Origin of the sequence: Williamsia sp. (assembly GCF_036566845.1) — a bacterium.
Classification (GTDB): Bacteria; Actinomycetota; Actinomycetes; order Mycobacteriales; family Mycobacteriaceae; genus Williamsia.
In genome coordinates, this window is the sequence record NZ_DATCVM010000259.1 from 14,701 (window position 1) to 28,506 (window position 13,806).

General features: G+C 64.8%; 15 protein-coding genes. 13 read left to right on the forward strand and 2 right to left on the reverse strand.

Annotation, left to right across the window (positions count from 1 at the left end; translation table 11 throughout):
• Positions 1-20: 20 nt before the first annotated feature.
• Genes VIQ49_RS24895 through VIQ49_RS24925 form a run of 7 tightly spaced genes read left to right on the forward strand, consistent with a single transcriptional unit; the run spans position 21 to position 7,820 of the window.
• Positions 21-824 (forward strand): enoyl-CoA hydratase/isomerase family protein, encoded by an 804-nt coding sequence (locus VIQ49_RS24895; RefSeq protein WP_331889279.1) that lies wholly within the window; start codon positions 21-23, stop codon positions 822-824.
• Positions 815-1,606: an enoyl-CoA hydratase/isomerase family protein gene (locus tag VIQ49_RS24900; protein ID WP_331889265.1), complete on the forward strand. Its 792-nt coding sequence runs from the start codon at positions 815-817 to the stop codon at positions 1,604-1,606. Before VIQ49_RS24895 ends, VIQ49_RS24900 begins: the two co-directional genes overlap by 10 nt.
• Positions 1,606-3,117, forward strand: coding sequence for a class I adenylate-forming enzyme family protein (locus tag VIQ49_RS24905; RefSeq protein WP_331889266.1), 1,512 nt, complete (start codon positions 1,606-1,608; stop codon positions 3,115-3,117). The genes VIQ49_RS24900 and VIQ49_RS24905 overlap by 1 nt, the downstream gene beginning before the upstream one ends.
• Positions 3,110-4,729, forward strand: coding sequence for a class I adenylate-forming enzyme family protein (locus VIQ49_RS24910; protein ID WP_331889267.1), 1,620 nt, complete (start codon positions 3,110-3,112; stop codon positions 4,727-4,729). Before VIQ49_RS24905 ends, VIQ49_RS24910 begins: the two co-directional genes overlap by 8 nt.
• On the forward strand, positions 4,723-5,850 hold the full coding sequence (locus tag VIQ49_RS24915; protein WP_331889268.1) for an NDMA-dependent alcohol dehydrogenase: 1,128 nt from the start codon (positions 4,723-4,725) through the stop codon (positions 5,848-5,850). The genes VIQ49_RS24910 and VIQ49_RS24915 overlap by 7 nt, the downstream gene beginning before the upstream one ends.
• 33 nt (positions 5,851-5,883) lie before the next feature.
• The gene (locus VIQ49_RS24920) at positions 5,884-6,324 is read left to right on the forward strand and encodes a PaaI family thioesterase (RefSeq protein WP_331889269.1); all 441 of its coding nucleotides are present in this window, start codon (positions 5,884-5,886) and stop codon (positions 6,322-6,324) included.
• A 5-nt stretch (positions 6,325-6,329) separates the two neighbouring features.
• The gene (locus VIQ49_RS24925; protein WP_331889280.1) at positions 6,330-7,820 is read left to right on the forward strand and encodes a fatty acid--CoA ligase family protein; all 1,491 of its coding nucleotides are present in this window, start codon (positions 6,330-6,332) and stop codon (positions 7,818-7,820) included.
• Positions 7,821-7,835: 15 nt separating this feature from the next.
• Here VIQ49_RS24925 and VIQ49_RS24930 read toward each other — a convergent pair whose 3' ends face one another.
• Positions 7,836-9,059 carry an amidohydrolase family protein gene (locus tag VIQ49_RS24930; protein WP_331889270.1) on the reverse strand — a complete coding sequence of 408 codons (1,224 nt, stop codon included), beginning with the start codon at positions 9,057-9,059 and terminating at the stop codon, positions 7,836-7,838.
• 138 nt (positions 9,060-9,197) lie between these two features.
• Between VIQ49_RS24930 and VIQ49_RS24935 the strand changes: the two genes are divergently transcribed.
• The gene (locus VIQ49_RS24935) at positions 9,198-9,776 is read left to right on the forward strand and encodes an FKBP-type peptidyl-prolyl cis-trans isomerase (RefSeq protein WP_331889271.1); all 579 of its coding nucleotides are present in this window, start codon (positions 9,198-9,200) and stop codon (positions 9,774-9,776) included.
• Between the two features lie 10 nt (positions 9,777-9,786).
• Here the strand turns inward: VIQ49_RS24935 and VIQ49_RS24940 are convergent, their stop codons facing one another.
• Positions 9,787-10,140: a hypothetical protein gene (locus VIQ49_RS24940; RefSeq protein ID WP_331889272.1), complete on the reverse strand. Its 354-nt coding sequence runs from the start codon at positions 10,138-10,140 to the stop codon at positions 9,787-9,789.
• A 95-nt stretch (positions 10,141-10,235) separates the two neighbouring features.
• Here VIQ49_RS24940 and VIQ49_RS24945 point away from each other — a divergent pair, with 95 nt between their 5' ends.
• From VIQ49_RS24945 to trxB, 5 genes are all read left to right on the forward strand, one after another.
• Positions 10,236-10,622, forward strand: a complete 387-nt coding sequence (locus VIQ49_RS24945; protein ID WP_331889273.1) for a metalloregulator ArsR/SmtB family transcription factor — start codon at positions 10,236-10,238, stop codon at positions 10,620-10,622.
• Positions 10,619-11,725 (forward strand): ACR3 family arsenite efflux transporter, encoded by a 1,107-nt coding sequence (gene arsB, locus VIQ49_RS24950; RefSeq protein ID WP_331889274.1) that lies wholly within the window; start codon positions 10,619-10,621, stop codon positions 11,723-11,725. Before VIQ49_RS24945 ends, arsB begins: the two co-directional genes overlap by 4 nt.
• Positions 11,722-12,375 carry an arsenate reductase ArsC gene (locus tag VIQ49_RS24955; protein ID WP_331889275.1) on the forward strand — a complete coding sequence of 218 codons (654 nt, stop codon included), beginning with the start codon at positions 11,722-11,724 and terminating at the stop codon, positions 12,373-12,375. Before arsB ends, VIQ49_RS24955 begins: the two co-directional genes overlap by 4 nt.
• A 45-nt stretch (positions 12,376-12,420) precedes the next feature.
• Complete coding sequence (locus VIQ49_RS24960) at positions 12,421-12,837, forward strand: arsenate reductase ArsC (RefSeq protein WP_331889276.1); 417 nt, start codon at positions 12,421-12,423, stop codon at positions 12,835-12,837.
• A 27-nt stretch (positions 12,838-12,864) separates the two neighbouring features.
• Positions 12,865-13,806, forward strand: a 942-nt coding sequence (trxB, locus tag VIQ49_RS24965; protein ID WP_331889277.1) for a thioredoxin-disulfide reductase, incomplete at its 3' end; no start/stop codon positions are given.

The window sequence follows — 13,806 nt, forward strand, 5'->3', positions numbered from 1 at the left end:
CACAGCTCGAAGGGAGCACCATGTCGTTGGACTGCATCAAATATGAGGTCGACGGCCATACCGCCACAGTCACGCTGAACCGCCCGGAAGCACTCAATGCGCTCAGCCCGCACATGATCACCGAACTTCGCGCCGCTTACGACGACGCCGAGAACGACGACAACGTCTGGGTGGTCATCGTGACGGCCACCGGGCGGGCGTTCTGCACCGGGGCCGACGTCAAGGAGATCCCGGGCGATGGCAAGGTCGTCAACGAACGGCCCTATCTCTCGACATACGAACAGTGGGAGGCGCCGCAAGAAGGCACCCCACCGTTCCGCACGATGGCCAAGCCGATCATCGTGGCCGTCAACGGATTGTGCTGCGGCGCCGGACTCGACTGGGTCACCACCGGCGACATCGTCATCGCCTCCGACAAGGCGACGTTCTTCGATCCGCACGTCAGCATCGGTCTGGTCGCCGGTCGCGAGACCGTGCGTCTGGCCCGAGTCCTACCCAGGTCGGTCGCCCTGCGGATGGCGTTGATGGGCAAACACGAGCGGATGAGCGCCGACCGCGCCTACCAGCTCGGGATGGTCAGCGAAGTGGTCGAGCACGACAACCTCCTCGATCGGGCCCACGAGATCGCCGCCATCGTGAACTCGAATGCGCCGCTTGCGGTTCGGGGCACCCGCCTCGCGATCATCAAAGGACTGGATCTGCCCCTCCATGAGGCCGAGATGCTGGCCGAATCGTTTCGCGAACGTGTCACGCGCACCGAGGACGCTCTCGAAGGCCCACGGGCCTTCACCCAAAAGCGGGCTCCGAACTGGCAGTGCCGATGACACCGTCCTTCGACACCGTCCTGCTCGAGGTCGACCCCGACGACCGGGTTGCCACCATCACACTGAACCGGCCCGACCAACTCAACACGTTCAATCGGACGATGTGCCATGAGATGGCCGAGATCTGGCAGATGGTCAAGGACGACAACCGGGTCAATGCGGTGGTCTTGAGGGCGGCCGGAACCCGGGCGTTCAGTGCCGGACTCGACGTGAAAGCCGCCTACGGACAACCCGACATCGTCTGGAACCACGAGGATCCCGGCGAATTGCTCAGTCCGAAATGGCAGAAGGTGTGGAAACCGGTTGTGTGCGCCGTGCAAGGGATGTGCACCGCCGGAGCGTTCTACTTCGTCAACGAGTCCGACGTGGTGATCTGCTCGTCCGACGCCACGTTCTTCGACTCACACGTGACGGCAGGGCTGGTCTCGGCCCTCGAACCCATCGGGTTGATGCGCCGGGTGGGTCTGGGTGACACCCTGCGGATGGCGCTGATGGGCAACGACGAACGGGTCAGCGCGCACACCGCCCTGGAGATCAGATTGGTCACCGAAGTGGTTCCCGCCGAGGAACTCTGGAAGCGCGCCCACACGATCGCGCGGACCATCGCGGCCAAACCTCCCACCGCCACCCAGGGAACCGTGAAGGCCATCTGGGAATCGCTCGACAAGCCCTACCGGGCAGCCATGGATCAGGGCCTGATCTATACCCGCCTGGGTAATCCGATCGGCAAGGCCGAACTGGCCGCCGAGCCGGTCACCACACAGACACCGAGGATCCGTTGATGGCCGACCCGACCGACGTTTCGACCCGGCACCCACTGGGCCGCCGCATCGCCGATATCCTGGCTCTGCAACCGGATACACGAGCGATCGAGCACAACGGCGTGTGGTCGACCTGGGGCGAACTGGCCGGCCTGTCCACCCGGATCACCGAGCTGGTCGACGCATACACCACCGGCGGCCGGAGCCGGGTCGGGGTGCTCCTTCGAAACACCCCCGCGCATGTCGCCACGATGCTGGGGATCCTGATGGCCGGCGGCAGCATCGTGGTGATCAACCCGTCCCGCGGCGACGATCGCACCCGGGCCGACATCGCCGGCCTGGACCTGCCGCTGATCATCGGCACCGACGACGACGTCGCCACTCTCGTTGCACTGGAAGAGAATTCGACAGTGATCACCATCTCCGGGCTCGCGACCGCACCGGTCGTCCGCGTGGAGGGCCGAGTCGGTTCAAGCCACGACACGGCGGCGCCCGATGTTGCGGTGCACATGTTGACGAGCGGCACCACCGGCCCGCCCAAACGAGTGGACATCACCTACACCATGTTGGCCCGCAGCGTCATGGGACCAGACCGGATCTGGGTGTCGTCACCCTCCGAGCTGCGCAACGGCGTCGCGATCGTCAACGCGCCGCTGGTCCACATCGGGGGCATCTTTCGCGTTCTCCAATGCGTCAGCGAGGGCAGATCCTTTGTCCTGCTGCCGCGATTCGATCTCGGCCGGTGGGCCGACGCCGTACGCACCCATCGGCCGCGGGCCGTCTCGCTCGTCCCCACGGCACTGCGCATGGTCCTGCATTCGAATCTGACCGCCGACGATCTGCACAGCATCCGTGCCGTGACCTGCGGCACCGCACCACTGTCCGTCGAGGACGCGGAGGCGTTCACCACGAAGTTCGGGATCCCCGTCCTCACCTCTTATGCAGCAACCGAATTCGGCGGAAGTGTGGCCGGATGGTCACTGGCCGACCATCAGCAGTTCTGGGCGAGCAAACGGGGCAGCGTGGGCCGGGCCACCGGCGGCGCGCAACTCCGCGCCGTCGATGCCGACGGAAACCCACTGGGCCCCGACGAATCCGGCGTCCTGGAGGTCAAGCCCGGACAGATGGGCACATCGGCGCCATGGCTTCGCACCACCGACATCGGCCGGATCGACTCCGATGGATTCATCTGGATCCTGGGCCGTTCCGATCAGGCGATCATCCGTGGTGGCTTCAAGGTGATGCCGGACGATGTGCGATTGGCATTGGAACGCCATCCCGCCGTTGCCGGCGCCGCCGTGGTGGGGCGCGCCGATCAGCGGTTGGGGCAGATCCCGGTGGCGATGGTCGAGTTGCGCCCCGGCAAGACCACCGACGACGCCGAACTGACCGCCCATCTGCAGAAGATCCTGGCTCGGTACGAGATCCCGACGGAAGTGGCGGTCGTCGGCGAGATACCCCGGACTCCCTCCGGCAAGGCCGATCTCGGGGCCGTCCGCCGCCACTTCGAGACCGGTGGCGCACATGCCTGAATCAGCCCCCACCGCGCAAACCATCGAGGAGATGCTGAAGTCCGGCGCCACGCGGTTCCCGGACAAACCGGCGGTCATCGATCCCGACACCAGGATCACCTACCGCGAACTCGACGCATCCACCCGCGACATGGCCACCGGATTCATCGAGGCGGGCGTCGGCAAGGGCTCCCGCGTCGGGGTGATCATGCCCAACAGCGCCCGCTGGGTACAGATCGCGGTCTCACTCACCCGCATCGGCGCGGTTCTGGTGCCGCTGAGTACGCTGCTGTCGCCGCGGGAGCTGTTGGCACAGTGCGAGGTTGCCGCGCTCGAGTTCCTGGTGTGTGTGCGGGAGTTCCGTGGCCACCGGTACCTCGACGATCTGCAGGACTCGCTCCACGTCCGAGACCTCACCGATCAGGTCCTTTACCATCCGGAGCTGCCGACGTTGCGGCGAATCTGGACCGACGACGGTCTGCCGCCTGGTGCGGACAGCGCATCGATGGGCCTGATCGTGGATGCACTCGCCGACACCGTACATCCGGACGACCCGCTGGTCATCACCTTCACCTCGGGCAGTAGCGGAATACCCAAGGGGGTCATGCACTCTCATGCCGGCGCGTTGGGCGCTGTCGCGTCCGGCCTCGCTGATCGCTGCATCACCCCGAACACGCGGCTCTACGTTCCGATGCCGTTCTTCTGGGTGGGTGGCTTCGGGAGCGGTGTCCTCTCGGCCCTGGTGGCCGGCGCAACGCTGGTCACCGAACAGATCCCCCGGCCCGAGGACACGCTGCGTCTCCTCGAACGTGAACGGGTGACCCTGTTTCGCGGCTGGCCCGATCAGGCCGCTGCGCTCGCCCGGCACCAGGACAGCGTGGGGGCCGACCTGTCCTCGCTCGTTGTCGGTAGTCTCGACGCCCTGCTTCCGGCCGATCAACGCGCCGCGCCCGGTGCTCGCGCCCGGCTGTTCGGTATGACGGAGACCTTCGGACCCTACTGCGGATTCCCCGCCGATACCGACATGCCGCCGTCGGCGTGGGGTAGCTGTGGAAAGCCGTTCTCCGGAATGGAGGTTCGCATCGTGTCCCGCGACGGTGTCGCACCCATCGGAACCGCCGGGGAGATCCAGGTCCGCGGTCCGCACGTCATGCAGGGGATCTGTCGGCGCGCCCGCGGCGACATCTTCACCGCCGACGGTTTCTATCCCACCGGCGACCTCGGCCGATTCGACGCGGACGGATTCCTGTTCTACCACGGCCGATCCGACGACATGTTCAAGGTCAGCGGGGCGTCCGTGTACCCCAGCGAAGTGGAGAAGGCACTTCGTGGCATCGCCGGTGTCCAGGGGGCGTACGTCACCGACGTCCCGGTCGGGGGTGTGAAGCAGGTCGGTGCGGCAGTCGTTTGCGACACCGCCGCGATCACCATCGAGTCGCTGCGTGTGGCCGCGGCCACGCTGCTCAGTTCGTTCAAGGTTCCCACCGTGTGGTACCTGGCCAATTCGGACGACGACATCCCCCGCGGCGGCACCGGCAAGGTGCCGGCCCCACAACTACGCCGGCTGCTCTCGGCCGCCAATGCCGACACCCCACCGCACCACCCCGAGAAACTGAAGGAATCGACATGCTGACACGCGGCGCGCTTCTCCGAGACTTCAACCGCCCCTGGGTGATCGATGAGATCGAGATCGGCGATCCCCGTCGCGGCGAGGTCAAAGTGCAGATGGAGGCCGCCGGGCTCTGCCACTCCGATCACCATCTCGTCACCGGTGATATTCCGATGGCCGACTTCCCGATCCTCGGTGGGCATGAAGGGTCGGGGGTCATCACGGAGGTCGGTGACGGCGTCGACGACCTCGCCGTCGGCGATCACGTGGTGATGTCGTTCATACCGTCCTGCGGCAGATGTCAGTCGTGCCAGTCCGGAATGCGCAACCTCTGCGACCTCGGCGCCGGGCTGCTCTCGGGCGCCTCCGTGTCCGACGGAACCTACCGGGTTCAGGCACAGGGCCAGAACGTGTTTCCCATGTCGCTGGTGGGTACGTTCGCCCCGTACGCCGTGGTGCACCAGACGTCCGTGGTCAAGATCGATCCGTCGATCCCCTTTACTGTGGCGGCAATCGTGGGTTGTGGCGTCACCACGGGTTACGGATCAGCCGTGCACACGGCGGCCGTCCGTCCCGGTGACGACGTGGCGATCGTCGGTGTCGGTGGTGTCGGCACGGCGGCCCTCCAGGGCGCGGTGATATCCGGCGCCCGCCGGGTCTTCGCGATCGATCCGGTCGAGTGGAAACGCGACCAGGCCAAGCAGTTCGGTGCAACACACGTCTACGCCGATGTCGAGAGCGCACTCGCCGACATCTCCGAGGTCACCGACGGTCGCATGTGCAGGAAGGTCATCGTCACGGTCGGCCGCTGCGAGGGCCGCGACGTCGAGTCGTGGATGTGGCTGACCTCCAAAGGTGGCAACTGCGTGGTCACAGCCATGGGCGACACCAAGGCGTCGGATACGTCGCTGAACATGTCGATGCTGACGCTGCTGCAGAAGACACTGCAGGGCAGCATCTTCGGCGGCGGAAATCCGCAGTACGACATCCCCGAGGTGCTGGCACTGTACAAACTCGGCGACCTCGAACTCGACACCATGGTCACTCGCGAGTATCGGCTCGATGAGATCAACACCGGATTCCGGGACATGCTCGAAGGCCGAAACATCCGCGGCGTCATCCGCTTTACCGACGCCGACCGCTGACCTACCGTTCCGATCGAACTGAGAGGCTTTCCTATGACCTATACGAACTCCATCGGTGAGCTGTTCGACGAGATCGGGTTTCGGAGGACCTTCGTCGACCGCGCCGCGATGGCGTGGGAGTTGCCGGTGGCCCCACACACGATCAATACTGCCGGAGGTCTTCAGGGCGGTCTGTTGGCCACATTGGTCGACATCGTCGCCGGTCGTCTTGCCCTCGATGTCTGCGAGGACGGCAGTGTGGTGACCTCTGACATGCACCTGCGATATCTGCGACCGGTGACCGCCGGAGCCGCCCAGGCAACGGCCCGAATTGTGCACGCGGGCAAACGCTCCGTGATAATCGACGTCGAGATCACATCTCAGCCGGCAAATGAACTCTGCGCCATCGCGACGATCAATTTCGTGAGGATCCGGGGCCAATCTCCCCTCGCCGCACTCGACGCGGCAGCATCGCGGCAGCCTCGGTTCGGATGACATCGATGACTGGTACCGACACGGATCCCGGTACGCGGTTCGCCGCTGAACTCGACGATCGACTCTCAGGATACGGCGATGCGCCGTTCATCGAGTTCGATGGGCAGTGGCACTCCGGCAACGACATTGCCCACTATCGGGAACTGATCGACACGGCACTCACCGACGCGGGCGTCGGCCCGACGGAGTCCGTCGGCATCGTCGTCCGTAACCGGGTACCCCACGCTGCCGCGATCTTTGATTTCATCGCGACACGGCGTCCGATGGCGATGATCTACTCATACCAATCCGAGAACTCCATCGCCCGCGACATCGAGATCCTGCGTCCCGCAGCAGTTGTCGTCGATCGCCAGGACTGGACCGCCCCTGTCCGCGCTGCCTGCCGCCGGATCGGCGCTGCAGCCGTGGTGCTTTCGCTGACCGATCCCATCGTCGAGCCCGCACTGTCCCGCAACTGCGAGACCGCCGATCAGCGCGGAACGTTCGATCTCCCCGGACTCCATATCCTGACCAGCGGGACAACCGGGCCGCCCAAGCGTCTTCCCTTGCCCACCAGAGCACTTCAGCACACGGTGTTGAGCATGACCATCGGTCAGACCGCAACACCCGACGATCCCCCGGAGCTGGTGTACTGGCCTTTCGGGAGTATCGGGATCTGTCAGGTGCTGGCCGCACCTTTTCTCCAGAAGCGCATGGTGCTGCTCGAGAAATTCAACGTCGAGGAGTGGGTGCGGGCGGTCCGCACCCATCGCATCGCCAGGACGGGTGTACAGCCCGCGATCCTGCGAATGGTCCTCGATGCCGGCGTTCCGCCCGACGACCTCGCATCATTGCAATATCTGCCGGGTGGCTCTGGCCCACTCGACCCCGAACTGCGCGAGAGATTCGAGAGAACCTACGACGTCACCCTGCTGTGGGGGTACGGGGCAACCGAATTCGCGGGCTCCGTCTGCGCGTGGACACCGGATCTGCATCAGGAGTTCGGCGAAACCAAACGCGGCAGTGTGGGTCGTCCGCTGCCCGGTGTCGAGGTCCGGATCATCGACCCCGACACGGGAGCACCAGCGACCGCCGGCGCACAGGGCCGACTCGAAGCCAGGTCGGAGGTGCTCGACAACCGTTGGGTGGCAACGACCGACATCGCATCCATCGACGCCGACGGGTTCGTGACCATCCACGGCCGCGGCGACGGCGCCATCAACCGGGGTGGGTTCAAGATCCTGCCCGAAACCGTGCGCGGCGTCCTGCTCGAACATCCATCGGTGCTCGACGCGGCGGTGGTGGGTGTCGACGACCGGTTACTCGGACATGTACCGTTCGCCGCGGTCGAGGTCCGGACGGGGCTGCCCGTCCCCACCGAGGAAATGTTGAAAGAGCTTGTGCGTGAATCACTGCCGAGCCATCATGTACCGGTCGCGATCGCGGTGGTCGACGAGCTTCCCCGCAACGCCGCGCTGAAGGTGAAGGTGAAGGACGTCGCCGCACTCTACCGGTGAATCTGCCGGCTACCGTCACCGCGCGTAGTCGACCCCCATCAGGTCCAGCACATTGGTCCGCATGATCTGATCGATCTCCGCTGTCCCGAAGCCCTCGAGTTCGTGGATGAAGTCGAGTGGGGTCTCCAGGCCCTCGCCGTGCGGCCAGTCCGATCCGAACATCACCCGTTCGGATCCCATGACCTCGACGAGTTCGGGGACGTCGTCCTCGTAGTACGGCGATACCCACAGGTGCCGGCAGAGTGTGTCACCGGGATCCTCTGCAAACAGCCACGGCGCCTGGTTGGCCAGTTTACGGAGCCGTTTGAGCAGCAGATGCACGAAGTCCGAACCGTTTTCGATACTCGCAACCCGAAGTTTCGGATGCCGAGTGAACACACCACCGATGACCAGACTCGCGATCGTGTCGTGGATTGCCCTGTCGGACACCACCAGCGACGCGAGTGGATCGTTGTAGCGGAACGGCGCGAACTTCGGCGGGCCTCCCCAGGCTGCACCGAGGAACTCGGTGTACCCGCTGTCGCTCAGATGGAATGCCACCGCGATGCCGGACTTCTCGAGCTTGGTCCACACCTCGTCGTAACGGGGATCACCGAAGGCGTTGGAGGTACCGTGCCCGGCGGGTATCGGCGCCGGACGCACCGACACGATGCGGACGTCGCGCTCGATCAGGCGGTCGATCTCTCCGATGGCCTCATCCGGGTCGGCGAACGACAGCATCGGAGTCGCGAAGATCCGGCCCTGGTAGGCATAACCCCAGTCCTCGTCCAGCCACTTGTTGAACGCGGTGATGCTCGCCATCGTTGCCGGGATGTCATGTTTGAGCGCCTCTTCGACGCCACACGCCAGTGTCGGCAGCAGAATGACACCTGACATCTGCTGTTTCTCGATCATCTCCAGGCGTAGGTCACGGTCCTGGTAGGCGGGATTGAGCGGCTCGACCTTCGACAGACTGCGAGGGTCGACACCCTCGGGGATCTCGCCCCGGAACAGTGCGTCGAGGCAACCCGGAACGATCACCGGATCGAAGGTGGGATTGGGTACGAATTCGAAGAGATTCCCACCGGCCAGCAATTCGGTGTGGGTGCCGCGCGTGATGATCTCGACACCGCGCTGCCTGTACTTCGGGTCCAGATAGCGGGTGAAGGCGTCGATCTTCTCGTAGTAGTGGTTGTCGCAGTCAACCGGTCGATCGTACGAGACCTCGTTGCGTTGCCGACCCTCGGACACCGTCGTCACCGTGCACCTCCACTGAAATTCTCGCGACATCAAAGCGTTACTGTTAGCCTTGCGGTTGCATTAACAGTAACTGCGGGAGCGGCCGGTTGTCCACCGCCACCCGGCCGTGGCGCACAGCGGGGCTGTTAGGTTTCTTCCATGTTCTCCAAGCGCCTCGCCATGGCCCTCGCGACCTCGTCCTCGCTGCTGCTGCTCGCCGCCTGCGGCTCCGACGACAACTCGTCCGGCCAGTCCACAGGCACCGCATCCGCTGCCGCGTCCTGCCCCACCGCGGAGGCGGCGTCCGATGCGACACCAGAGTGGAGCCTCGACGGCACCACCGGTTCCGTGGAGGTCACCGGTTCAACCGACACCGCCGCGCCGAAAGTGACCGTGACAACCCCGTTTTCAGTGGACGAGACCGCTGTGTCGGTGCTGACCGCAGGAAGCGGTGACGTGGTGCCCGATACTGCAGAGGTGTCGGTCTGCTACATGGGCGTGAACGGCCGCGACGGCACCGTCTTCGACAGCAGCTACGAACGCGGTGCGCCGGTCGAGTTCCCACTCACCGGCGTCGTGACGGGCTTCCAGAAGGCCATCGCCGGCCAACAGGTCGGTTCCACCGTCGCCGTGGCCATGACCCCCGACGACGGATACGGCACGAGCGGAAACCCGCGGGCAGGCATCGAAGGAACCGACACCCTCATCTTCGCGATCAAGATCCTCGCGATCGTGTGAGTGCAACAACTTACCGCAACAACAGCGAGTAGCCCACGTAGACAACAACGAGAGCGACAGCCACCGTCGGCACATAGAGGATCGTCCGGATCCGCTTCGGAAACTTGTTGACCAGCAACGACAGCGACAGGTACACGGCTACGCCCAGTAGCACCGGCACCAACGCAACGATGATGCCGCGAAGCAGCTCACCCGTGCCGGGCTTGCTGATGTAACCAGCACCCAGTGCGAACAGGTACGCCAGGCCACCAGCGATCAATGTGGCCAGCGAACGCGAGCTGACGTCTTTCCAGAATGCTTGGTCTCTGAGCCACGCCGCAGGCCATCGCCACGGACCAGGCGACTGCGGTCTCTCTTCAGTCACGAGACAATTGAATCATCGAGACCGGCCACTGCCGGGGCCCCGCGTTCAGGATTTGTTCATTTGACCGTTGATTCGGCAACCTTCAATATAGACATATGTCGAATCAAGATCTTTCTCGCTCCGCTATGGCCGACGGAGAGTGTTGCTCGCCGTTGATCCGGGAGCCGTTGTCGGCTGAGTGGGCCGGCGACCTGTCGGTGATGTTCAAGGCCTTGGGCGACCCGGTTCGTCTTCGCTTGCTGAGTCTGGTGGCCAGTCATGCCGGCGGCGAAGCCTGCGTGTGCGACATCTCCGATTCGTTTGATCTGTCCCAGCCGACGATCTCGCACCACCTCAAGGTGCTGCGGCAGGCAGGATTGCTCGATTGTGAGCGCCGCGGCACCTGGGTGTACTACTGGGTCATTCCTGCTGCTTTGCAACAACTGTCGTCGGTGCTCAGTGCAGCAGATCCCACCGCAGATACAACATTGGTGACCGCATGAGCACCGCAGCGAACATGTCTGACCGGCCGGCCGTTGTCGGGAAGCTGTCCACCCTGGACCGGTTTTTGCCGGTGTGGATCGGGGTGGCCATGGTCGCCGGCCTTCTTCTCGGCCGGATGATTCCGGGCCTGGACGATGTGGTGAGCGCGGTGGAGATCGACGGCATTTCACTGCCCATCGCGATCGGGCTACTGATCATGATGTATCCGGTCCTGGCGAAGGTCCGCTACGACCGTCTCGACACCGTCACCGGCGACCGCAAACTGCTGATCGGGTCGTTGGCACTGAACTGGGTTTTGGGCCCGGCGCTGATGTTCGCGCTGGCCTGGCTCATGTTGCCCGACCTGCCGGAGTATCGGACCGGCCTGATCATTGTCGGTTTGGCCCGCTGCATCGCCATGGTGATCATCTGGAACGACCTGGCCTGCGGCGATCGTGAAGCCGCAGCCGTGCTGGTCGCGATCAACTCGGTCTTCCAAGTGTTCATGTTCGCCATCTTGGGCTGGTTCTACCTCTCGGTTCTGCCCGGCTGGCTCGGGCTGGAACAGACCACCATCGACGCCTCCCCGTGGCAGATCGCCAAGTCCGTGCTGATTTTCCTCGGCATCCCCCTGCTCGCCGGGTTCCTGACCCGCCACTACGGCGAAAAAGCCAAAGGCCGCACCTGGTATGAGGAGAAGTTCCTACCCCGCATCGGCCCGTGGGCGCTATATGGGTTGCTGTTCACCATCGTCATCTTGTTCGCGCTCCAAGGCGACCAGATCACCTCCAAACCCTGGGACGTGGTGCGCATCGCGCTGCCGCTGCTGGTGTACTTCGCCGTCATGTGGGGCGGCGGCTACGCCCTGGGAGCAGCGATGGGTCTGGGGTACGAGCGCACCACCACACTCGCCTTCACCGCCGCGGGCAACAACTTCGAGCTTGCGATCGCGGTGGCGATCGCCACCTACGGCGTCACCTCCGGCCAGGCGTTGGCCGGTGTGGTCGGCCCGCTGATCGAGGTCCCGGTGCTGGTCGGACTGGTGTACGTGTCCCTGGCGTTGCGCAAGCGTTTCACCCCCGCACCATCCGCCATCCCGTCTGTCACCAAGGAGCCCTCATGACCGAGCACCGCGCCCAACCCGAACTGCTCATGCCCCAGGCCTTGCTCTCACGCACCGCAGAGACCCTGGCCGACAAATACGAAGGCGTGTTCTCCCCGCAAACGGTGGAGCGCTACGTGTTCGAGTCCTACACTGCGCTGCGCCGCACCGCCAAGATCCACACTCACCTCCCGACATTGGCCGGTCGATTCGCCGCCGACCGCCTCACGGCCCTGGCTCAATCGACCGGCGCCGCACCCAAAGACGTACCGGAAGTGCTGTTCATCTGCGTGCACAACGCCGGTCGATCACAGATGGCCGCAGCCCTACTCAACCACTACGCCACGGGCAGGGTGCACGTCCGCTCGGCAGGTTCGGCCCCGGTGCACGCCATCAACCCGATGGTCGTCGAAGCTATGTCCGAGATCGGCTTGGATCTGGGTGCCGAGTACCCCAAGCCGCTGACCGACGACGTCGTCGCCGCAGCTGACGTGGTCGTGTCGATGGGGTGCGGCGATGCATGCGCGGTCTACCCCGGTAAGCGCTACCTCGACTGGACCCTGGACGATCCCCAAGGCCAGTCGCTCGAAACTGTCCGGAACATTCGCGACGACCTCGACACCCGGGTCCAGGAGTTGTTGCGCCAGTTGACCACTCCCGTTCCCGCCTGACCAGCTCATTCACTGTTTCCACCCTTACGAAAGGATCCCGACTCCATGACCACCACCCCCAGCGTGCTGTTCGTCTGCGTCCACAACGCCGGCCGCTCACAAATGGCCGCCGGTTTCTTGTCCCATCTGGCCGGCGATGCGATCGAGGTCCGCTCCGCCGGCAGCGCCCCCGCCGATACCATCAACCCCGCAGCTGTGGAAGCCATGGCCGAAGAGGGTATCGACATCACCGCCCAAACCCCGAAGATCCTCACCACCGACGCGGTGCAGGCCTCCGATGTGGTGATCACCATGGGCTGCGGCGACAGCTGCCCGATCTTCCCCGGCAAGAGCTATCGGGACTGGGTCCTCGACGACCCCGCCGGCCAAGGCGTCCAGGCCGTCCGGCCGATCCGAGACGAAATCAGAACCCGCGTCGAAGCACTCATCGCCGAGCTCACCTCCACCCCCGCTGCCCACTGATCTGCTGACTGTTCGACCAGGAGCGCCATGACCGACACCGTGCACGACCTGATCATCGTGGGCTCCGGGCCTGCCGGCTACACCGCCGGGATCTACGCCGGACGCGCCGAACTGGCACCAGTGCTGTTCGAAGGCAGCCAGTTCGGCGGGGCGCTGATGACCACCACCGAGGTGGAGAACTTCCCCGGCTTCCGCACCGGGATCATGGGACCGGAGTTGATGGAGGAGATGCGAGAGCAGGCAACACGTTTCGGCACCGACATCCGCACCGAGGACGTCGACGAGTTGGACCTGCGTGGGCCGATCAAGACCGTCTACGCCGGCGGAATCGCCTACCACTCCCATTCAGTGATCCTGGCGATGGGCGCCGCCGCCCGCTACCTTCAGATCCCCGGGGAACAAGAACTCGTCGGCCGCGGCGTCAGCGCGTGCGCGACCTGTGATGGGTTCTTCTTCCGGGACCAGGACATCGTGGTCGTCGGCGGCGGCGATTCGGCGATGGAAGAGGCGACCTTCTTGACCCGGTTCGCCGGCAGCGTCACCCTGGTGCACCGCCGCACCGAGTTCCGGGCGTCGCGGATCATGCTCGAACGCGCCAGAGCCAACCCCAGAATCCGTTTTGTCACCAACGCCGCACCCATCCAGGTCCTGGGCGAAAGCAGTGTCACCGGTCTGGTTGTCCAAGACACCATCACCGGCGAGCACACCACCCTGGCCGCAACCGGCATGTTTGTGGCCATCGGACACGACCCGCGCAGCGCCCTGGTCGCCGGCCAGGTCGATCTCGACGACGCCGGCTACGTGCGAGTGCAATCCCCCACCACCGCCACCTCCATCGACGGTGTCTTCGCAGCCGGCGACCTGGTCGATCACACCTACCGGCAGGCGATCACCGCCGCCGGGACCGGCTGCGCGGCAGCGATCGACGCCGAACGCTGGCTCGCCGACCGCGGCGACATCACCACCAAC

Coding starts and splice junctions, on each gene's coding strand:
- VIQ49_RS24895 (WP_331889279.1), top strand. CDS start 21: ATGTCGTTGGACTGCATCAAATATGAGGTCGACGGCCATACCGCCACA.
- VIQ49_RS24905 (WP_331889266.1), top strand. CDS start 1,606: ATGGCCGACCCGACCGACGTTTCGACCCGGCACCCACTGGGCCGCCGC.
- VIQ49_RS24910 (WP_331889267.1), top strand. CDS start 3,110: ATGCCTGAATCAGCCCCCACCGCGCAAACCATCGAGGAGATGCTGAAG.
- VIQ49_RS24915 (WP_331889268.1), top strand. CDS start 4,723: ATGCTGACACGCGGCGCGCTTCTCCGAGACTTCAACCGCCCCTGGGTG.
- VIQ49_RS24920 (WP_331889269.1), top strand. CDS start 5,884: ATGACCTATACGAACTCCATCGGTGAGCTGTTCGACGAGATCGGGTTT.
- VIQ49_RS24925 (WP_331889280.1), top strand. CDS start 6,330: ATGACTGGTACCGACACGGATCCCGGTACGCGGTTCGCCGCTGAACTC.
- VIQ49_RS24935 (WP_331889271.1), top strand. CDS start 9,198: ATGTTCTCCAAGCGCCTCGCCATGGCCCTCGCGACCTCGTCCTCGCTG.
- VIQ49_RS24945 (WP_331889273.1), top strand. CDS start 10,236: ATGTCGAATCAAGATCTTTCTCGCTCCGCTATGGCCGACGGAGAGTGT.
- arsB (WP_331889274.1), top strand. CDS start 10,619: ATGAGCACCGCAGCGAACATGTCTGACCGGCCGGCCGTTGTCGGGAAG.
- VIQ49_RS24955 (WP_331889275.1), top strand. CDS start 11,722: ATGACCGAGCACCGCGCCCAACCCGAACTGCTCATGCCCCAGGCCTTG.
- VIQ49_RS24960 (WP_331889276.1), top strand. CDS start 12,421: ATGACCACCACCCCCAGCGTGCTGTTCGTCTGCGTCCACAACGCCGGC.